This window comes from Mucilaginibacter terrigena (genome assembly GCF_004168255.1).
Lineage (GTDB): Bacteria > Bacteroidota > Bacteroidia > Sphingobacteriales > Sphingobacteriaceae > Mucilaginibacter > Mucilaginibacter terrigena.
The window spans coordinates 568,982-590,596 of record NZ_SEWG01000001.1 but is presented as its reverse complement, the minus strand read 5'-3'; the positions used below and the strand labels follow the sequence as shown (position 1 = coordinate 590,596).

Annotated in this window: 20 protein-coding genes and 1 riboswitch; of the genes, 13 read left to right on the top strand and 7 right to left on the bottom strand. The window is 44.3% G+C overall.

Translation table 11 applies throughout. The features are described from left to right. Position 1 precedes the first annotated feature (1 nt). Positions 2-1,249, top strand: a complete 1,248-nt coding sequence (locus EWM62_RS02570; protein WP_129875065.1) for a competence/damage-inducible protein A — start codon at positions 2-4, stop codon at positions 1,247-1,249. Between the two features lie 44 nt (positions 1,250-1,293). Continuing rightward, positions 1,294-2,856, top strand: a complete 1,563-nt coding sequence (locus tag EWM62_RS02565; protein ID WP_129875064.1) for a dihydrolipoamide acetyltransferase family protein — start codon at positions 1,294-1,296, stop codon at positions 2,854-2,856. 74 nt (positions 2,857-2,930) lie between these two features. Here the strand turns inward: EWM62_RS02565 and EWM62_RS02560 are convergent, their stop codons facing one another. The 7 genes from EWM62_RS02560 to EWM62_RS02535 form a co-directional block, all read right to left on the bottom strand. After that, on the bottom strand, positions 2,931-4,136 hold the full coding sequence (locus EWM62_RS02560; RefSeq protein ID WP_129875063.1) for a glycosyltransferase family 87 protein: 1,206 nt from the start codon (positions 4,134-4,136) through the stop codon (positions 2,931-2,933). Between the two features lie 126 nt (positions 4,137-4,262). Then, positions 4,263-5,495 carry a homoserine dehydrogenase gene (locus tag EWM62_RS02555; RefSeq protein WP_129875062.1) on the bottom strand — a complete coding sequence of 411 codons (1,233 nt, stop codon included), beginning with the start codon at positions 5,493-5,495 and terminating at the stop codon, positions 4,263-4,265. Beyond that, positions 5,495-6,550, bottom strand: coding sequence for a homoserine O-acetyltransferase family protein (locus tag EWM62_RS02550; protein WP_129875061.1), 1,056 nt, complete (start codon positions 6,548-6,550; stop codon positions 5,495-5,497). The genes EWM62_RS02555 and EWM62_RS02550 overlap by 1 nt, the downstream gene beginning before the upstream one ends. Before the next feature lie 90 nt (positions 6,551-6,640). After that, positions 6,641-7,951, bottom strand: coding sequence for an O-acetylhomoserine aminocarboxypropyltransferase/cysteine synthase family protein (locus EWM62_RS02545; RefSeq protein WP_129875060.1), 1,311 nt, complete (start codon positions 7,949-7,951; stop codon positions 6,641-6,643). 234 nt (positions 7,952-8,185) lie between these two features. After that, positions 8,186-8,297: riboswitch (SAM riboswitch) on the bottom strand. Positions 8,298-8,533: 236 nt separating this feature from the next. Then, a complete protein-coding gene (locus EWM62_RS02540) occupies positions 8,534-8,860 on the bottom strand; it encodes a transposase (protein ID WP_238989262.1) in 327 nt (108 codons plus the stop codon). A 1-nt stretch (position 8,861) separates the two neighbouring features. Next, a complete protein-coding gene (locus tag EWM62_RS19770) occupies positions 8,862-8,996 on the bottom strand; it encodes a transposase (protein ID WP_394342842.1) in 135 nt (44 codons plus the stop codon). Between the two features lie 105 nt (positions 8,997-9,101). Beyond that, positions 9,102-10,220, bottom strand: a complete 1,119-nt coding sequence (locus tag EWM62_RS02535) for a trans-sulfuration enzyme family protein (RefSeq protein WP_129875059.1) — start codon at positions 10,218-10,220, stop codon at positions 9,102-9,104. A 163-nt stretch (positions 10,221-10,383) separates the two neighbouring features. Between EWM62_RS02535 and EWM62_RS02530 the strand changes: the two genes are divergently transcribed. From EWM62_RS02530 to EWM62_RS02480, 11 genes are all read left to right on the top strand, one after another. Beyond that, positions 10,384-10,929: a hypothetical protein gene (locus tag EWM62_RS02530; RefSeq protein WP_129875058.1), complete on the top strand. Its 546-nt coding sequence runs from the start codon at positions 10,384-10,386 to the stop codon at positions 10,927-10,929. 118 nt (positions 10,930-11,047) lie between these two features. Continuing rightward, the gene (mqnE, locus tag EWM62_RS02525) at positions 11,048-12,241 is read left to right on the top strand and encodes an aminofutalosine synthase MqnE (protein ID WP_129875057.1); all 1,194 of its coding nucleotides are present in this window, start codon (positions 11,048-11,050) and stop codon (positions 12,239-12,241) included. Positions 12,242-12,331: 90 nt separating this feature from the next. After that, complete coding sequence (locus EWM62_RS02520; RefSeq protein WP_203234965.1) at positions 12,332-12,952, top strand: histidine phosphatase family protein; 621 nt, start codon at positions 12,332-12,334, stop codon at positions 12,950-12,952. A 12-nt stretch (positions 12,953-12,964) separates the two neighbouring features. Continuing rightward, complete coding sequence (locus tag EWM62_RS02515; RefSeq protein ID WP_129875056.1) at positions 12,965-13,708, top strand: menaquinone biosynthetic enzyme MqnA/MqnD family protein; 744 nt, start codon at positions 12,965-12,967, stop codon at positions 13,706-13,708. A 288-nt stretch (positions 13,709-13,996) separates the two neighbouring features. After that, positions 13,997-14,470 carry a hypothetical protein gene (locus EWM62_RS02510; RefSeq protein WP_129875055.1) on the top strand — a complete coding sequence of 158 codons (474 nt, stop codon included), beginning with the start codon at positions 13,997-13,999 and terminating at the stop codon, positions 14,468-14,470. A 231-nt stretch (positions 14,471-14,701) separates the two neighbouring features. After that, positions 14,702-14,899 (top strand): cold-shock protein, encoded by a 198-nt coding sequence (locus tag EWM62_RS02505; RefSeq protein WP_067061679.1) that lies wholly within the window; start codon positions 14,702-14,704, stop codon positions 14,897-14,899. A gap of 118 nt (positions 14,900-15,017) precedes the next feature. Further along, positions 15,018-16,265 carry an MFS transporter gene (locus EWM62_RS02500; RefSeq protein ID WP_129875054.1) on the top strand — a complete coding sequence of 416 codons (1,248 nt, stop codon included), beginning with the start codon at positions 15,018-15,020 and terminating at the stop codon, positions 16,263-16,265. Positions 16,266-16,392: 127 nt separating this feature from the next. Continuing rightward, entirely contained in the window at positions 16,393-17,307 is a 915-nt protein-coding gene (gene hemF, locus EWM62_RS02495) for an oxygen-dependent coproporphyrinogen oxidase (protein WP_129875053.1), read from the top strand. A 5-nt stretch (positions 17,308-17,312) separates the two neighbouring features. Continuing rightward, positions 17,313-17,708, top strand: coding sequence for a hypothetical protein (locus tag EWM62_RS02490; RefSeq protein WP_129875052.1), 396 nt, complete (start codon positions 17,313-17,315; stop codon positions 17,706-17,708). A 178-nt stretch (positions 17,709-17,886) separates the two neighbouring features. Continuing rightward, positions 17,887-20,487: a DNA gyrase subunit A gene (gene gyrA, locus EWM62_RS02485; RefSeq protein WP_129875051.1), complete on the top strand. Its 2,601-nt coding sequence runs from the start codon at positions 17,887-17,889 to the stop codon at positions 20,485-20,487. A gap of 42 nt (positions 20,488-20,529) precedes the next feature. Then, positions 20,530-21,600 carry a tetratricopeptide repeat protein gene (locus EWM62_RS02480; protein WP_162499763.1) on the top strand — a complete coding sequence of 357 codons (1,071 nt, stop codon included), beginning with the start codon at positions 20,530-20,532 and terminating at the stop codon, positions 21,598-21,600. Positions 21,601-21,615 lie beyond the last annotated feature (15 nt).

Genomic DNA, 21,615 nt, shown 5'->3' with positions numbered 1-21,615 from the left:
TATGCTGGCAGAAATTATAACCATTGGGGACGAAATATTGATTGGGCAGATAGTTGACACCAACTCTGCCTGGATGGCGCGAAAATTAAACAGCGAAGGCATCAGGGTGAAGCAGATCTCATCGGTATCTGACGACAGGCAGCACATTCTTAACGCCCTGGCCGAAGCTAAAGAACGCGCCGATATTATTTTTATAACCGGTGGGCTTGGCCCCACTAAAGATGATATTACCAAACAAACCCTTGCCGAGTATTTTAACGTAAAGCTTGTTTTAAACAACGATGCTTTAAATAATGTGCTCAGCATTTTTAAGCGCTATAACAGGCCTTTGCTTGAGGTGAACCGCAAACAGGCCGAAGTACCCGAAAACTGTGAGATAATACTGAACAATAACGGCACGGCGCCCGGCATGTGGTTTAATGCCGATGGCAAGATCTATGTATCGATGCCGGGGGTTCCCTTCGAGATGATGTACATGATGGAGGAAGCCGTTATACCTAAACTGAAACAGGTATTAAAACTGCCGGTCATCATTCATAAAACCATACTTACAGTAGGCGAGGGCGAATCATTCCTGGCCGAAAAGATAGCAGATATAGAAAATGACCTGCCGGATAACATTAAACTTGCCTATTTGCCAAAAATGGGGCAGGTGCGTTTGAGATTAAGCGCTTACGGTAACGGCGAAACATCCCTGAATGATGATCTGGAAGCCTTTGCCGCCCGCATTGTGGACAGGGTAGGCACCAATGTGGTTGCGCAGGAAGATACCCCGCTTGAAAAAGTGATACTAAACCACATGGCCGATAAAGGCCTTACCCTGTCGGCAGCCGAAAGCTGCACGGGTGGATACATTTCGCATTTAATAACCCAGCATGCGGGGTCGTCACAGGTATTTTTGGGTGGGGCGGTAACCTACTCTAACGATTTGAAAGAAAATATTTTAGGGGTAAAGAACGAGACTTTATACCAGTTTGGCGCAGTTAGCCAGGAAACAGCGACTGAGATGGTTGAGGGCGCGTTAAGGCAATTCGGATCGGATTATGCGGTAGCAATTACCGGGATTGCCGGCCCCGGAGGGGGGACGGAAGATAAGCCGGCAGGTACTGTATGGATTGCGGTGGCAAATACAAATAAAACCGTTACAAAGAAATTCACATTTAGCAATAAGCGCGCTCAAAACATCGAAAGGAGTGCCATAGCGGCCTTTTTTATGTTGATTACTTTACTAAAAGAAACTGAAATGTGACGTTGTAATTGTATAATTTTGACCAACGAACTATAGTTTTGCGTATGGCCAAATACCAATTATTACTGCCAAAAATGGGTGAGAGTGTTGCAGAAGCAACAATAATCAAATGGAATAAAAAACCTGGCGATTATATAGAAGCAGATGAGGCAGTTATGGAAATTGCGACCGATAAGGTCGATTCTGAAGTTCCATCACCAGTATCCGGGAAATTAGTAGAACAGCTTTGCAAGGAGGATGAGGTAGTACAGGTAGGTTCTGTAATTGCCATCATCGAAACTGAAGAAGCCGGCAGCAATGATGAGCCAGAGGCCACTACCCAGCCGGTTGCCGAACCTGCGCCTGTAGCTGCACCTGCACCACAACCGGTTGCAGAACAAGCACCACAATTTGTTGCCCAGCCAAGCCCGCAGCCTGTTGAACAAGCCGCACCGGTGGCCAATATACCCGGCATCGACCAAATTGAGCAGAGAGAAAGCACACCAATAGACGGCGTTAAATACGAGAACCGTTTTTACTCGCCTTTAGTTAAAAACATAGCCAACCAGGAAGGTATCGGCAATAACGAGCTTGACCAGATACCGGGTACCGGTGCCGAAGGCCGTTTAACAAAAGATGACCTGCTGGATTATATCCAGAAACGTGGCGGCTCAAAGGCTGCTGCAGCGCAAAGTTACGCTGCCCCTCAGCAACAGGAGGCTCCGTTACCTGCAGCCCAGGCCCAGCCAACACCCGCACCGGCCAATGCTGTACCACAGCCGGCAGCCGCAACTGCATATACGGCACCGCAGCCAACACCTGCCCCTGCATATGCCGCGCCGCAGCCCGAAGCTGCACAGGCACCAGCTGCCGAAGCGCCTAAATCCGAACCGCAACCCGCCGCAACTTCTGTTTCGGGCGGGCACGAGATCATCGAGATGGACCGTATGCGTAAGCTTATTGCCGAACATATGGTTTACAGCAAGCATACGTCGCCGCACGTAACATCGTTTGTTGAGGCTGATGTAACCGAACTGGTAAACTGGCGCGAGAAAATAAAAAGCTCGTTTGAGAAACGCGAGGGTGAGAAAATAACCTTTACGCCGATATTTATAGAGGCCGTTGTAAAAGCCATTAAAGATTTCCCGATGATCAATGTATCTGTTAACGGTACGCAGATCATCAAGAAAAAAGATATCAATATCAGCATGGCAACCGCGCTGCCAAGCGGTAACCTTATTGTACCTGTTATTAAAAAAGCCGATCAGCTTAGCCTTATCGGCATCACCAAAGCCGTTAATGACCTGGCTAACCGCGCCCGCAACAACAAACTACAGCCCGATGATGTACGCGATGGTACGTTTACCATTACCAATGTTGGGTCGTTTGGTAACGTAATGGGTACGCCCATTATTAACCAGCCGCAGGTAGCAATACTGGCCGTGGGGGCAATTAAAAAGAAACCTGCCGTAATTGAAACGCCCAAGGGCGATGCTATAGCCATAAGGCACATGATGTTCCTGTCGTTATCTTACGATCATCGTGTGGTTGACGGCGCTTTAGGCGGGCAGTTTGTAAGCAGGGTAGCCCATTACCTGGAAAATTGGGACATTAAAAGGAGTTTATAGTTCAGGAATATATAGTTAATTTAATTTGTGAGTTCTACAAAAGCAAAGGCTTCCTTAAACGGAAGCCTTTTGTTTTATGCTTTATTTTGTAAAACCGCCAATTCTAAAACTTCGGCTTTCCTGTCAAAATCGCGTGTCAGCATTTCATACACTATTTTTAACCATATCAGCAAACATGGCAGTGCTATAAGGGCGTAAGGTATCACATACTTATCGCGCAGGTACCTTGGGAAAAGATCCGACGGTGAAAAGTTTGTGAGCACCAATGCAAATATGAGCAGGAAACGCTCGTACCCGGTAATTGGCCTGTCTAAAACAACATACCACACACTTACGCCTATAAAGGCAATTACATAGGTTGGCGGCTCGGAACCGGTGCTGAATATATTGCTGAATATCATTACCGAGGCCAAGCCAAGCAATTGGTATTTAAGGTTACGCCAGTATTTTATGCGGAACATACTCACGCCAAATACTATCATGCCCGGCACCAATACCAGCATATTTGACAGGTTATCTACCAAAAATATCTTTTTTATCATCCCCATAACGCTTACGTTGGTCCTGGTGGAGGCCAGGTTTTCCATGTTTTTTGCCAGCAGATCGGTGTACCAGTCGCGATAGGTTTGAATAATAAAGGCAGGAGAAGATATCAGCATTGGTAACGCAAATAACACTACCGACCAAAAAACGAGGCTTAATATAAATTTGATTTTATTATCTGAAAAGAAGAAGAATGCCAGCCCCACAATACCGTAAAGCTTTATTGCGGTCCCTAAAATGATCATGAGCGCGGCCCAGAAATCCTGCTTTTTACGAATAAATATAAAGCTGAACATAACCAGCGCCGCAATTAACGAGTTAACCTGCACGTTGCCCGATGAACCCATCATACTATTAACATTCAGCAGCAATATCACCAGCTTTTGCGAGTTGTTTAAAGGCAGTTGGGTAACCGCGTAATACAAAACAAAAGCCAGGAACATTACCCAAAGTATAACACCTGCCTGGTTGGGTAATAAGGCAAAGGGCGCTATCACCAATCCAAATACAGGGCCGTAGTGATTTAAATCCTTATAATACTGCGGCTCGGGGCCGTAAAGGGTATGCTGATTTTTAAGGTTTAAAAAGTTGTGCTTGTAAATGATATAGTTGTTATGCGTAGTTTCCTTATTCGAAAAATGAACAACAACATCTTTTGCCACTGCAAAAAAACTGAGGCCAAACCAAAGCCAAAGAATAAGGGGTTTGTTGAAGATGATCTTTTTAAGTGTTTGCATAACATTGCTAAAGGTGTGCAATATTACATAATGGCCTTAACATACCGAAATTACGGCAATACCCTAAATAAAAACAGACCGCCCGTTAACCAGGCGATCTGTTTTATTTTTAGCAGATATATGTTACTACACTACCGCTTCGTATTGTTTTTCGGCAGCTAAGGTAACGCCGGTCAGTTGATCTGCAAAGGCAACAAAGGCTTTGTTATCTGCTATGGCTTGCTGGTTATCTATCAGTTTTTGCAGGTTTATCTTACCTATAACAAACTTATAGCTGCCCGAGTAAAAACGCTCGTGGATGTGCTCAAACTCCAGTGCCTCAACCAGTGCCTCGTCATCGTAACGCAGGTAAATGTTCACCTCAACATTATTGGTGAACTGCAAATAATTTTCTGCTTTGGCTTTTTTGTATTCGTACTGGTAGTTGTAGCGCAACGCGGCGATATCCGACAGTACAGCCGAGCCTGTAGGATGGCCGCCGGCACCTTTCCCAAAAAAGAATTGCTGATCGGCAAATGCTGCCTGCACGGTTACGCCGTTATACTCATATTCAACATTGTATAAAAATTCGGTTTCGTTAACAAACTTTGGTAACACAAACAGGGTAACGTGCCTGTCATCAAGTTCCTTGGCAACGGGCACCAGTTTTATCTTCAGCTTTTTCTCGCGCGCGTATTGCAGGTCATTGGGCGACAGGTTTTGGATGCCGATGTTCAGCACCTCTACCGGGTCGATAACCACGCCGTAAGCGTGTGCCGCCGCAATGATCAGCTTATACTTGGCATCGTAACCGCCAACATCCATGGTGGGGTCGGTTTCGGCAAAGCCAAGGTCCTGCGCTTGTTTAAGGGCGGTATCGTAATCAAGGTTCTCTAAATAACCTTTTGATAATATGTAATTTGATGAACCGTTGAAGATGCCGCTGATGGAGTGCAATAACTCGTTATCGTAATATTCTTCCAGGTTACGGATGATAGGGATACTGCCACAAACCGCACCCTCGTATAATAACGAAGTACCATGCTGATGCTGCAGCGCTATCAGTTCATCCAGGTAGGTGGCTATCATTTTTTTACTGGCCGATACCACGTTTTTGCCCGAGCTTAACGCCCGCGATACGATCTCGAAAGCGGCCTCGGTATCGTTTATCAGTTCAACCACGGTATTAATTTCGGGGTTGTTCAGTATCTCGTCCCGGTCGGTAGTAAAAATTTCCTGCGGCAGCGACCGCTCTTTTTCAGGGTTTTTGATCGCTATTTTAACAATTTCGAGATTCAGGTTCTTTGTTTTGATGATATCGTACAATCCCTGGCCCACAACTCCAAATCCGAAGAGGCCTATATTCAGTTTCTTGCTCATTAAGCTATTTTTTGTAATTCTATTATTTTTCCTTTTACATCGGTTTTAAAAAACGATGTGATGATATTTGTAAGATCTTCTGTTTCAATTAAAAAGCCGTCGTGCCCGTAAAACGAATCCAGTTCGGCAAAGGCCGATTTCGGGATATGCCTGAACAGGTATTGCTGCTCCTCGATAGGGAACAACACGTCGGACTTTATACCGATAACCAGCGTGCGGGCCTTAATAAGGCTTAAAGCTTTTTCTACACCATGCCTGCCGCGGCCAATATTATGCGAGTCCATCGCTTTTGAAAGATACCAGTAGCTGTAGGCGTTAAACCTGTTCACCAGTTTTTGCCCCTGGTAGTTCTGGTAGGTTGATGCCTTAAAGTTATCGGTGCCGTTATCATCGTCTTCGCGCTGTGTAATGGCGTAGGTTTTATAGCTGCGGTAGGATAGGAGCGCTATGCTGCGCGCTGCCTTTAACCCTTTGCTGCCACCATCCGGCGATCCCGCGTAAAAGGTACGGTCGGCAGTTATGGCCAGGCGCTGCGACTCGTTAAAGGCAACACCCCAGGGCGAGTGATTGGAGTTGGTAGCTATCAATATCAGATTTTTGATCCGGTCCGGCTCGATAATGCTCCATTCGATAGCCTGCTGGCCACCCAGCGAGCCGCCCAACAGTATCTCGATGTGCTCGATCTCCAAATGGTCGGCCAGTAGCTTATGCGCCTTTACAATATCCCTTATGGTAAACTCAGGGAAGGCCAGGTAATAAGGCTGCCCGGTTGCGGGATTGATACTTAACGGACTAACCGTACCATACGGCGAGCCTAATACATTGGCGCAAACGATAAAATGCTCGTCAGGGTTAAAGTGATCTTCGGGGCCGAAGAGCCCTTTCCACCAGTCAAAAACATCGGAATTTGCAGTGAGGGCATGGCATACCCACACTACATTATCCCGGTTTTTATTGAGGCTTCCATAGGTATTAAAGCCGATCTCAAGTCCTTGTAATTTTTGGCCGGATTCCAGCTCAAATGTTCCTGTATATGTAAAAGTTTGTGTGCTCATTTGTTATTCTTTGTTATTTTGGGGGCAGCTGGCTTAATAACTGCCCCCTTGATAACATCACTTAAAAAACTAAAAAAAACTAAAAAAATCTTATACTAATTCAAGCTGTTTTATTTTAGCAAATGCTTGTTCAAAATCTGCTTTAATATCATCAATATGTTCAATACCAACCGCCACTCGTAACTGGACGGGTGTAACGCCGGCCAGTATCTGCTCCAGGCCCGATAGCTGCTGATGCGTTGTAGCCGATGGCTGTATAATAAGCGTTTTGGCATCGCCCATGTTGGCCAGGTGGCTTACCAGTTTTAAATTATCAATTACGCTATTGGCTGCTTCTTTGCCGCCTTTTATCTCGAAAGTTAATACCGCGCCAAAGCCATTTTTTAAATACTTTTTGGCAAGCGCATGGTAAGGCGATGATTCAAGCCCCGGGTAGTTAACCGATGCCACCTGCGGGTGCTGCTCCAGCCATTTGGCAAGTTCAAGCGTATTATCTACATGGCGCTGCACACGCAGGGATAAGGTTTCCAAACCCTGTATGTTCAACCACGAATTGAACGGCGATTGTGCCGGCCCAAAATCCCTTAAACCTTCTACACGGGCGCGTATAATAAAATTGATATTGCCAAACGGGCCGTTAATGCCAAATACATCATTAAATATCAAACCGTGGTACCCTTCGCTTGGCTCGGTAAACTGCGGAAATTTGCCGTTACCCCAGTTGTAATTGCCACCGTCGACTATAACGCCGCCAATACTGGTGCCGTGGCCATTTATCCATTTGGTTGTCGATTCTACAACCACGTTCGCGCCATGCTGCAGCGGGCGAAAAAGGTATCCGCCTGCGGCGAAAGTGTTATCTACTATCAGCGGCAGGTCGTGCTTTTTAGCCAGTGCCGCCAGTTCGTCAAAATCGGGGATGCTGAAACCTGGGTTACCAATTGTTTCGGTGTATATGGCTTTTGTTTTATCGTCGATGTGTTTTTCAATATTTTCGGCGGTATCGTCCTCGGCAAAACGCACCTCGATACCCAGGCGCTTAAATGCTACCTTAAACTGGTTGTAGGTGCCGCCATACAGGAAAGGGGAAGTAACAAAGTTATCGCCGGCCTGTAAAATATTGTTGAGCGCGATGAACTGCGCCGCCTGGCCCGATGCAACTGCCAAAGCCGCCACACCACCTTCAAGGGCGGCAATGCGCTTTTCAAAAACATCGGTAGTGGGGTTCATGATACGGGTATAAATATTGCCAAACTCTTTTAAGGCAAACAGGTTTGCACCATGCTCGGCATTATTAAATACGTATGATGAAGTTTGAAATAAAGGAACCGCGCGCGAACCGGTAGCATCAATTTCGTGGCCGGCATGCAGTTGTAGTGTTTCGAATTTTAAATTAGACATGTTCTGTAGATTAAGGGGTACTTATAAAATGTTACAATTACGACAGGATAAAGCTATCCTAAGCGGTCATCACGTATTTTTCAGGAAACAGAAAAAGGGAACGTGTACTGCGATCAACAGCAGCAGCAACACATGCAAATACAGCCTGCAGAAATGGCGTGTACAGAAGATGGACCCGTTTGGGTTTGTGGTGTGTTTTGTTGGGCTAAATAAATCAGACTTTTCATGATTAAAAATTTATATCCCCCGGTTAACTATTCTCCGGGACAGGAATTGGCACCTTCTACACCTTGTAGGGTTGCCAGCGGTTCTCTGAGCCTGATCTCTCGCCGCTTCTTTATAAACCAAAATCCGTGTGAGGGAAAATTGATCGTGGTATTGCTACCAAATAATGTTCCAAATATAGGGTAATAAGGATTTACAATCCAAATTAAATTTTCAATTTATTATCATTTATGAGTTTCAATCGACAATACTGCATTCACTTTTGAATGCCTGTTAAGTATGCAATTTGTTCCGTAGGAACATTTGGTTGGTAGAAAAACAAAATGAAAATTAAGCGTTCCATCGGAACGCCTGGTGCTATTCAAGCTCCTTAAAAATATAATTTTCCTCCCAATCAACATCAAAAGCCGTCAGGGATTTTCGGTACTCATCCAAAAATGATTCTTTTTTATGATGTGCCTCTTGATTTTTAATATAATTAACCACGTTCGGTACCTGACTTTTTGAATAAGAAAAAGCACCATAACCTTCCTGCCATGCAAATGGAGATGGACAAAACTTTTGTTCTTTTATCCATTTACTGCTTTCAGTTTTTACATTTTGAACTAAGGATGATACCGATTGCTCCGGTCTCATACCAATGAAAATATGGATGTGATCGGGCATGCTGTTTATCTGAAGCATTTTATGACCATTCTTTTTGAAATATCCCGGTAATATATTGATGCAAACGTTCTTTCCACTCACTGCCAATAAGTGTACCTCGGTATTTCACCGCAAAAACAAATTGGATATGAAGTTGAGTATATGTATTTGCCATAATTCACTTTTGCATAAGCTTACATCAATCGTTCCTACGGAACGAAATACTTGCTATTATTCCTACCAACCAAATGTTCCTACGGAACAAAACTAATTTATAAGTCTATTTAGCCATCGCCTGTTCCAGATCAGCTATCAAATCATCGATATGCTCTAACCCAACAGACACCCTTAGCAGGTTAAACGGTGTTTTGGTATCCGGGCCTTCAACAGTTGCGCGGTGTTCCATCAGGCTTTCTACGCCGCCCAGGCTGGTGGCTCGGGCAAAAACCCTAATGGCGTTAACCACTTTTTTGGCCTCGTCTTCGCCGCCTTTTAGGGTGAAGGATAGCATGGCCCCGAAACCGCTCATTTGCGCCCTTGCTATGGCATGCTGCGGGTGCGATGATAAGCCGGGGTACATCACGCTCTCTACACGCGGGTGGCTTTCCAGGAACTGCGCTAACAGCTGCGCGTTGCTAACGTGGCCACGTACACGATAGGGCAGCGTTTTTATACTGCGGACAAGGTAGTAGCAGTCCATAGGGGAGGGCACCGCGCCGCCCATGGTTTGCACATTGCGGATCTTTTCCCACCAGTCGCTTTTTTCGGTGGTAATTAAAGCGCCGCCCATCAGGTCGCTGTGGCCGCCAAAGTATTTTGTGGAGGAGTGCATCACCATATCAGCACCCAAAGCCAATGGCTGCTGGCAAAGGGGAGTGGCAAAGGTATTATCGCAAACTACTTTAATATGATGTTGGCGGGCAACACTTACTACTTTTTTGATATCCGTAATTTTCAGTAAAGGGTTCGATGGTGTTTCTATCCATATTACGCCGGTATTAGGTTTAATATGTTCCGTTAAAACATCGCTATTGTTCACATCAATAAAATCGAACTCTAAAATACCCTCAAAAAGCATTTTAAGCTGGTTGCGCAGGCCATGGTACATATCATCGGGGCAAATTATATGTGTACCGGGGGCAAGCGATTGAAATACCGACATCCCGGCGGCATTACCCGATGAAAAGGCCGCCGCTTCGGCTCCGCCCTCTAACTTTGCCAATACATTTTCTAATGATGTGCGGTTTGGGTTGGCCGCGCGGCTATAAGAGTATCCCGATGAAAAACCGCCATCCTCGTCGCGCTCAAACGTGGTCGACATCACTATGGGCTGTACAACTGCTTTTGACGAGGCGTCGGTATGGTTACCGGCGTGTATGGCTATGGTCTCTATTTTCATGATGCCGCTAAATTATAAATTGATACTTTTTAAAGCATAATTTTGTCGCATTTTATTTATTAGCAGCGTAATTAAATGTAAAACCCTGCAGCTGGTAACAAGAGATACAATTTTTTTGCGAAGCAGGAGTTATATGCTTGTTTAGTTATAACCTTCACCATTCATGAAAAAGCTTTACACAATTTTGCTTGTGTTACTTGTTGCAGGGAGCCTAAATTCCTGCAGTAAAGACGATATAACAACCACCGGCACCTATAGCGCCAAAGATTTTGATAAAAGCCTTAAGGTATGGGCGGCGTATAAAACAAGCGTTAATAATTCATATACCTACACAACGCTAAGGCAATCTTTCAGCAGCAATAATTCCGAAACACAGTTAACTGTTATAAACGGCGAAGTAACTAAGCGCGATTACGTTAACTTCCAATACGACGGGGCAAGCAGTACCCACGACCGGATAATATTAAAAGAATGGCACGAAACCCCTGCCAACCTGGGATCGCATACAGACGAAGGAGCGGCCATACTTACCCTTGATGAGGTTTACGACAAAGCCAAAAACGTATGGCTAAAAGCCGATACAAAAACCAACGATATCTTTTTTGAGGCTAAAAATAATGGCATCTTATCTACCGCCGGGTACACGCTTAAAGGCTGCGCCGACGATTGTTTCTTTGGTATAAACATTACTTCGGTTACCGCATTGTAGCTTTCCCGTTTCGCTCTGTAAGTCCTTTGTCATACTTGTGTGTTTAAACACATAGTAAGTTGATGCTTTGGTTTTAAAACTAATGCAAATTGCTACATTTGCTCAAATATTTTTCTAAATGGAAGTATCAGATAATTTCAGGGTTTTGCTGGATAACCCCCGGCTTTTACCCGAACTAAAAGACATTGCTGAGAAGGTACTCCATAACCAGCGCATCACTTTTGATGAGGGCGTTCTGCTTTACGAAAAAGCTGAATTAGGCTACCTGGGAGTACTTGCCAACTACATACGCGAACAAAAACACGGTGACAAAACCTATTTTAACCGTAATTTTCATATCGAGCCAACCAACCTTTGCGTTTACGATTGCAAGTTTTGTTCGTACTCGCGCCTGTTAAAACAACGTGCCGACGGGTGGGAGTACACCATGGAAGAGATGCTGGACATTGTAAAAAAATACGACGGCCAGCCCGTTACCGAAGTGCACATTGTAGGCGGCGTTTTACCGCAATACGATGTTGCTTTTTACAGCGAATTGTTCAGCAGGATAAAGGCACACCGGCCCCATCTGCATGTAAAAGCATTGACACCTGTTGAATATCACTACATCTTTAAGAAAGCCAAGATAGATTATGCCACCGGCATGCGGTTGATGAAAGAAGCAGGCCTTGAATCGATACCCGGAGGAGGGGCGGAGATCTTCCATCCCGAGGTGCGCGACCTGATAGCTAAAGATAAATGTACCGGCGAACAGTGGCTGGCCATCCACGAGGAATGGCATAAACTGGGCATGCGATCAAACGCTACCATGCTTTACGGCCATATCGAAAAATTTCATCACCGGGTTGATCATATGGAACGCCTGCGCGAACTGCAGGACAGGACGGGCGGATTCCAAACGTTTATCCCCCTAAAATTCCGTAACCGCGATAACCAGATGAGCGATGTGCCCGAATCTACCGTGGTTGAGGATTTACGGAACTATGCCATAGCACGCATCTACCTGGATAACTTCGACCACATAAAAGCATACTGGGCAATGATAAGCCGCACCACAGCGCAGCTATCCCTAAACTTTGGGGTGGATGATATAGATGGTACGCTTGACGATACCACCAAAATTTATTCGATGGCAGGTGCAGAGGAGCAAAAACCGGCCATGAGCACCAAAGAACTGGTTGACCTGATAAAACACGCGGGACGCTACCCTATAGAGCGCGATACCCTTTATAATGTAGTTACCGATTATAACGAATACCAGTTTGCAGACGAAGAAAAACCGCGCTTTTATAAGCTGCCGGTTATTAATTAGTCATTGAGTCATTCGCTTCGCTGTCATTGAGTCATTTCGTTATCAATGACTAATGGCAAATGACCCAATGACTCAATGACCCAATGACTCATGATACAAAAGACACTATATATAGTACGCCACGGCCAGACAGACCTTAATAAACAAGGCATTGTGCAGGGCCGCGGCCGCGATACCGACCTGAACGATGAAGGCCGCCGCCAGGCCAGCCAGTTTTACCAGGCTTACAAAGATGTTCCATTTGATAAGATCTATATATCCGAATTAAAGCGTACGCAGCAAAGCATCCAGCCGTTTATTGACCTGGGCATCCCTTACCAGAAACTGGCCGGGCTTGACGAGCTGGCATGGGGAGTGCACGAGGGGCAGCCCGCTACACCCGGAACCAAGGCCGCGTTCCTGCAATTAATGCGCGACTGGCTCGACGGTAAGCTTGATGAAAAATTTGAAGGCGGCGAAAGCCCCAACGAGGTAAAAGAACGGCAGCTGCAGGCCATGGAAACTATTATGTCCCATCCCGAAGAAAAAACGGTATTGGTATGCATGCATGGCCGCGCCCTGCGTTTGCTGATGTGTATACTAACCAACCAGCCGCTTACGCAAATGGACACCTTTCCGCACCAAAACCTGGTGCTTTATAAAGTAACTTACGATGGCAGCCGGTTTAAAATTGTTGAAGCCAACAACGCCAAACATTTAAAAAACGATTAGAGCGAACGATACGTGAATAAGATAAAAATTTCTGCAGTTAGCTACACTAACACCAAACCATTTTTATACGGCCTGCAACATTCAGCAATTAAGGATAGAATAGACCTTAGCCTTGATATGCCATCAGACTGTGCCCAAAAACTGATAGATAACGTTGTTGATATCGGCCTGATACCCGTAGCAGCTGCCTTAAATTTGCCGCATTGGGAAATAGTATCTGCTTACTGCATCGGTGCTTCGGGTGCGGTAAATTCGGTTTTCATCTTCAGCAATTGCGATATAAAGGACGTAAAGCGGGTACAGTTGGATCCCGAGTCGCGCAGCTCAAACAATCTTGCGCGTGTACTGCTCAAAAACTATTGGAAGGTACAGCCCGAATTAATTGAAAATGCGCCCGCTTATGCGGCATCTGCAGATATCAATACCGCCTTTGTACAAATTGGCGATCGTACCTTTGGCAAAACCGAACAATACAGGTACGTTTACGACCTGGCCGAAGAATGGCAAAAATTTACCGGGCTGCCCTTTGTATTTGCCGCCTGGATAGCCAACAAACCCATCCCCGCCAATTTTATAAAGGATTTTGACAAGGCCTTACGTTATGGCCTGGCGCACCGCGCCGAACTTTTAAAAGAGTTGCCCCAGCGCGCCGATTTCGACCTGGAAGATTACCTGATGCACCGCCTTGATTTTGACCTCACAGAGGATAAGAGGAAAGCATTGTATTTATTTTTGGATTATATAAAAGCGTTGTAGAAGCCATGTAGCTTATCTACACATACACCGCCAAAAACCTTTCAAATGTCATTAAAACGTCACAAACAAGGCCCGGCTTAACACTAAATTAACTTAGTGTACTTTTTACAATAAATGTATACAATCTTTATTGACATATTGTTAAAAGTACACTATCTATCGGTCTATTTTTTTAGATTATCATCAAAAATCGTGTTGCATTATCAAATATTCATAAAAATTAAGTCAAATTATGATTATTGTCAACACTACACTACATTTGTTGCATAAATTAAAATAAAATAGATCATGAAAAAATTATTTATATCAACCGCTATCGCAGCATTATTCACAGTAAATGTTTTTGCTGCAAATACCGTATCTAAATCAGAAGAAGGTACCGAAAACGTATCAAACGTTGTATCATCAAAATTCAATAACGATTTCTCAAGGGCCGAAGGCGTAACCTGGAAAGTAAATTCAAAATTCCAGAAAGCTACCTTCACAATCGACGGTGTAAAAAAATCAGCTTTTTATAACCTTAGGGGCGAACTGATAGGCGTTACCGAAAATGTACAGTTCAGGGCGCTTCCGGAAAAAGCCAGGAAAGAAATTGCTGTTAAATACGAAGGCTACTTTGCAAACGAAGTGATCAAACTTGATAACGGCGACGATACCTTAGATTCTGTTGCTTATTTTGTTGACCTTAAGAACAGCAAAGAAGAAGTTTTGGTAAGGGTTACCCCATCTGCCGGTGTTTATTTCTTTCAGCAGGTAAAATAATTAACACAACATATATCCGTTTGGAAGTCATCAGTTTACGCTGATGACTTTTTTTATTTGGTATTATTTTTAATTTATTTTAACTTAATAATAATTTTATTTGGATATACAATAATTTTATATATTTGATACAGATAGTTGTACGTTCTATATTGATTATTAAACCATTTTTATACTCAGTTGAATAAGTACTGATCTTAACACAATTTTTAATACGATTATTATATTATTATGAAAACTGGAAAAGTAAAATGGTTTAACACACAAAAAGGTTACGGATTTATTATTACTGATGATGGTAAAGACCTGTTTGTACACTTTAAAGATGTACAAGGCGGCGTAAATGCCATTAAAGACAACGATAACGTTGAATACGAAGAAGAAGAAGGAAGAAAAGGCCTGCAGGCGGTAAACGTAAAAAAAGTTTAATAAGCTGCCTTTAGATATATAAGCCTCCCGAATTATCGGGAGGCTTTTTTATACAATAATAATTCGAATTGCGCCCGCATTTTATACCTTAGCCTAACCATTATTACAACCCTGATTTATGACTGACACTGCTCCTTCAGCAAAGCTTACCCGTAATGCTGTATTCCTGGTACTGGTAGCCTCCCTGGGCTATTTTGTTGACATCTACGATCTTTTAGTTTTTTCGATAGTACGTAAAGCCAGTCTGCACGATATTGGCATAGCCGACGCGGATATACTGCCTAAAGGCCAGTTTATAATCAACGTGCAGATGTTTGGCTTGCTGTTAGGCGGGCTGCTTTGGGGTATGATAGGTGATAAGCTGGGCCGTATCAAAGTATTATTCGGGTCGATATTATTATACTCGGTAGCCAACTTTGCCAATGCTTACGTAACCGATGTTAATACCTATGCCATTATCCGCTTTATTGCAGGCATAGGCCTTGCCGGCGAACTGGGTGCCGGCATCACGCTGGTTACCGAAACACTGAGCAAAGAAAAACGCGGCTACGGCACCATGATAGTTGCCGTTATTGGCCTGTTTGGCGCCGCTGCTGCGTACGAGGCTGCTAAATATGGCTGGCAAACTGCTTATAAAGTGGGTGGGGTGTTGGGGCTTGTTTTGCTGCTGCTGCGGGTGGGCACATTTGAATCGGGTATGTTTAATAGTGTGAAGGAAAGCGGCGTATCTAAAGGTAACTTTTTTATGCTGTTCACCAATGCCGCGCGTTTTAAAAAATACCTGTACTGCATATTGATAGGCGCGCCGCTTTGGTATGTAGTTGGCGTGCTGGTAACCCTGTCGCCCGAGTTTGGTAAAGCTTTAGGCGCAGTTGTTCCGCTAAGCGCGGGCGAGGGCGTATTGTATTCCTACATTGGTATCGCCATAGGCGATATTTTTGCCAGTTTGTTCGCGCAGGTCACCAAATCGCGTAAGCTTACCATGGTGGTATTTTTACTGTTATCGGTAGTAAGTTCGTTTATTTATTTAGGCTCAAAAGGTATCACGCACGATAAATTTATCTGGATCTGTTTCTTCCTGGGCTGTACGGTTGGCTATTGGGCAACCTTTGTAACCATTGCGGCCGAGCAATTTGGCACTAACATCCGCTCAACGGTAACCACCACGGTACCAAACTTTGTGCGCGGGTCGTTAATACCCATCAATATTGGCTTTAATATGCTGGTGGCGCATTACGGCATGATAACCAGCGGATACATCATGATGGTGATATTAACCCTTATTTCGCTGTTCTCGCTCAGCCAGTTGAAAGAAACCTTTGGAAAAGATTTGAATTACATTGAAGAAGAAGCGGGAGTTTGTTAAAATTTCAATTAGTGATTTAACGAGTTAGTGAATTAGTGATTAAAAATCCAAGTCAATTCGATAGATTGTTTAGTTTTGTTGCTCCTTAATCACTAATCCAATAAATCACTAATTCAATAATTAGTTAATGATAGGCAAGGAACAAATAGCGGCGGATTACAAACAGATACAGGACGAGATATGTGCCGCGCTTGAAGCCACAGACGGCAAATCTACTTTTGAAGAGGAGGTTTGGGAGCGCGAAGGCGGTGGGGGCGGGCGTACCCGCATCATCCAGAACGGTAATATATTTGAAAAAGGCGGTGTAAACTTTTCTGCGGTACACGGCCATTTGCCGCATACCATCAAAAAAGCCCTTAATGTAGAGCAAGACGACTTTTTCGCTACAGGCGTATCTATCGTTATCCACCCAAACCACCCGCTGGTGCCTATTATCCACATGAACATCCGGTACTTCGAAATGCCGTCATCATTCGGTACCGATACCCCGCCTGTACGCTGGTTTGGGGGTGGGATAGACCTTACACCGCATTACGTGGTGGAGGACGATGCCCGGTATTTCCACCAGCAATTAAAAAATGTTTGCGACCGATTTAACGCCGATTTTTACGAGCGCTTTAAAACTTGGGCCGATAATTACTTCTACATTAAACACCGCGACGAAACACGGGGTATTGGCGGCATTTTTTATGACCGCTTAACCGCGACAGATGATATGAGTTGGGAAACCGTTTTTGAGTTCTCCAAAGCCCTGGGGCGGTCATTCATCCCAACTTATACCGAACTGGTGAACCGCAGCCGCGATAAGCAATTTACTGATGAGCAGCAGCAATGGCAATACCAGCGCCGCAGCCGTTACACCGAGTTTAACCTAGTGTATGACGCAGGCACAAAATTCGGGCTGGAAACCAACGGCCGCATCGAATCAATACTAATGAGCCTGCCGCCAACTGCAAAATGGGTTTATAACTACCATGCGCAACCGGGCAGCGAGGAAGAGAAAACTTTATCCTTGTTAAAAAAGGGGATCAATTGGGTTTAATAATGATGAAAAGGATATTATCGGCTATTTTACTGGTTATTATATTATGTGCTTTTGGTACCGCTGATACACTTACCGGCACCTGGCAGTACAGCGGCGGCATTTACAACGGCAAAGCCGAGCCTGCCTCTAAAGACTACACCTTGCAACGGCAGTATGATGATGCACACTATAACGCCCTGTTCATCGAAAAAGGAGCGGAGCCGATCCCCTACGAAAAAGGAAACTATACTTTAAAGCAGGATACCTGTTTTGAAACACAAACCTTTAGTGCCGAGCCATCTAAACTGCTCAATGTTACACTAAAGTATCGCTACCAGATAAAAAACGACACGCTGACATTTAACGGCGTTTTACCTAACGGAACCACCGTGCAGGAGTATTGGAAAAGGTTAAAATAACCACCCATTTTTGATATTGTAACATTACTATAGTTTTAGCGCAAAAAACGTGGAAAACAAGTATAAATGTTAGCAAAAACATGCCTCAAAAACCATATAATTTCTTAACTTCGCAGGTCATATAAAAACACTTTTTTTATACGCATTTACTGTTAAGATTTTCCACTAAGAAAAACCAATGGCTGAAGAAACCGAAGACGAAAATTCGCACAAAGAAGACAGGATAATTTCGATAAATATTGATGAAGAAATGCGGGCAGCTTACATTGATTATTCAATGTCGGTTATCGTATCAAGGGCGCTGCCCGATGTACGCGACGGTTTAAAACCCGTACACAGGCGGGTATTATACGGCATGCTTGATCTGGGCCTCGCAAATAACAAGCCCTACAAAAAATCGGCCCGTATTGTGGGTGAGGTTTTGGGTAAGTATCACCCGCATGGCGATACATCTGTATACGATGCCATGGTACGTATGGCGCAGGACTGGAGCTTACGCTATCCCTTTGTTGAAGGACAGGGAAACTACGGCTCGATAGATGGTGACCAACCGGCTGCGATGCGTTATACCGAGGCTAAACTGCAGAAGATAGCCGAAGAGATGCTGGCCGATATCAACAAGGATACTATTGATTTCCAGCTGAACTTTGATGATTCGCTGCAGGAGCCAACCGTACTGCCTGCAAAATTCCCTAACCTTTTGGTTAACGGTGCATCGGGTATCGCGGTGGGTATGGCAACCAATATGGCGCCGCATAACCTTACCGAAATTATTAACGCTACAATAGCCCTGATAGATAACCGCCAGATAGATATAGCCGAGCTGATGACCTACGTTAAAGGCCCGGATTTCCCTACAGGCGGTATTATATATGGTTACGAAGGCCCCCGCCAGGCGCTGGAAACAGGCCGCGGGCGTATCGTGATACGTGCACGTGCCGAAATTGAGACATACGGCAGCGAACGCGAACGCATCATTGTAAGCGAAATACCTTACCAGGTAAACAAAGCGCTGATGATTGAGCGTACTGCCGAACTGGTAAACGAAAAGAAGATTGAAGGCATCACCGCTATCCGAGATGAAAGTAACCGCGAGGGGATCCGTGTTGTTTACGAGATAAAACGCGATTCTAACGCGGCTATCGTATTAAACAACCTGTATAAATACACCGCGCTGCAAACATCGTTCAGTGTAAATAACATTGCGCTTGTCCATGGCCGCCCAATGCTGCTTAACTTAAGGGACCTTATCCATCATTTTGTTGAGCACAGGCACGAAGTGGTTATCCGCCGTACCAAGTTTGAACTTGCCGAAGCAGAAAAACGCGCGCATATCCTGGAAGGTTTACTGATAGCGCTCGATCATATCGAGGAAGTTATCAAGCTGATCCGCGCATCGTCTACACCTGATGAAGCAAGGGAAGGTTTGATGAGCCAGTTTGGCTTAAGCGATATACAGGCACGTGCCATATTGGACATGACCTTAAGGCGCTTAACCGGACTGGAGCGCGATAAGATCCGTGATGAGTTTGATGCTTTAATGAAAACTATCGATTACTTAAAATCGATACTTGCTGATGAAGGCCTGCGCATGCAGATCATCAAGGACGAGTTGACAGAAATACGCGAAAAATACGGCGATGAGCGCAAAACCGAAATGGTACACTCATCTGCAGAAATGCAAACCGAAGACTTTATTGAGGATGAGGATGTAGTAATTACCATCTCGCGCGAGGGTTATATCAAACGTACTTCGCTTACAGAATATCGCAGACAGGGCAGGGGTGGTAAAGGATCGTTAGGCAGCAACAGCCGCGATGCCGACTTTATTGAGCACCTGCTGATAGCAAGTAACCACAACTACATGCTCTTCTTCACCGAAAGCGGGCAGTGTTTCTGGCTACGTGTGTTCGAGATACCTGAAGGGACACGTACCTCTAAAGGCCGTGCCATCCAAAATATCATCAATATCCCTAAAGAAGAGAACATTAAGGCTTACATCAAGCTAAAATCGCTTAAGGATAAAGAATACCTGGAGAACAACTTTATTATTATGTGTACCCGCAAAGGTGTTATCAAAAAAACATCTTTAGAGGCATACTCTCGCCCGCGTGCTAATGGTATCAACGCCATAAACATTAATGAGGGCGATTCGTTACTGGAAGCAACATTAACAACAGGCAGCAGCGAAATTGTTATGGCGCTGCAAAGCGGCCGTGCTATCCGTTTCAACGAAAGCACAGTTAGGCCAATGGGGCGTACTGCTACAGGTGTACGTGGTATTAGCTTAGACAGCGGCAACGATGAAGTTATTGGTATGATAGCCATTGATGATAAAGAAACTACTGTACTGGTTGTATCAGAAAAAGGATATGGTAAACGTACCGATATTGAGGATTACCGCGTTACCAACCGTGGTGGTAAAGGTGTAAAAACCCTTAACATAACTGAAAAAACCGGAAACCTTGTTGCCATAAAAGGTGTTACTGATAAAGAAGACCTGATGATCATCAACAAATCGGGCATCATTATCCGCATGGCCATAGCAGAATTGCGTACAATGGGCCGCGCTACACAAGGGGTAAGGTTAATTACCCTTAAAGGTAACGATGAGATTGCATCGGTAGCAAAAGTTGAGCACGAGGAAGATGAAGAAGTGGTTGAAGGTGCTGAATTAGCAGAAGGCACCGGGCCGGCCGCTGAAGCAACAGGTACTATTACTGACACCGACGAAAGCAAAGGGGAGGAGCCCGCTGCCGACGACGACAAAACTGAATAAATAATGCAGCAAAGGCGAAGAATCAAGTTATTGATCTTAGCGTTGTTTACTACATCTTTTGCCTTCGGCCAGTCCGAAGCGTTAAAGGTTGTGGTAAACAACCTTGCTTTTTATAAGCAAAAGGGCGATCTTAAGTTTTTGGCAAACGCCAAAAAATCTGCCGATAGTTTAGTGGTTACCAAAAAAGACTCATCCGACCTGGAGAAAAATGTTTACCGGATAATCGTAAATTCCAGCATTTTATATACCGATTCACTGAACACCCTGGGCCAGCCCGATACGTTTCTTGACCAAACAGCCGCTTTATTTGACCTGTTTGCACAAAAAGGCCGGATATACAAGTACCAGCCCGAAATGGACTATGCAAAGCGTTGTATAGCAAATGTTTACATCCGTAAAGGGTTTGCATTAACAAAAAACAACGACTTTAAAAACGCCGTTGATGCTTTTCAAAAAGCAAAAAAGTACGCGCCGGGCCAAAAACAAATAAACGCTTATATCGCATATGCCAGCAATAAACTGGGCAACCTGCAGGATGCGGCCAAATATTACACCAACCTTATTAATACTGATAGCACCAGCGTAGCGTACCTGGAAACAGCCTCAACCATTTATAAATCGCTTGGCGATACAGCAAAGGCGCTGCAAATAGTAAAAAAGGGGAGGCGCCTGTTGCCGCAAAACAAGCAGCTTTTACACGACGAGGCGAACATTTACAATAACAAAAAGGATTATAAAGCGTTAGAACCGCTGTTGATACCGCTTATAGAGAGTAACGTTAATAACCCGGATATCACTTTTGTAGCTGCAAATTGTTACGACAATTTAAACCAATACGATAAAGCGGAGTCGTTATACCTGCGTGCCATCGAGCTAAACGGAGCGGCTTACGAGCCGGTGTTTAACCTGGGTTTATTGTACTTCAAAAAAAGTACTTTAAAAAATAATAATGACGATAAAAATATAACAAGTGCTATATTGTGGCTCGAAAAAGCGAATGAAATGGCACCTAAGGATAAAAAATGCCTTGAGCTTTTACAGATAGCTTATACAAAAACCGGCAACCAAAACCAACTGGATAGGGTTAACAACCGGTTAGAACAAATAAATTAATAAATTATAAAACAG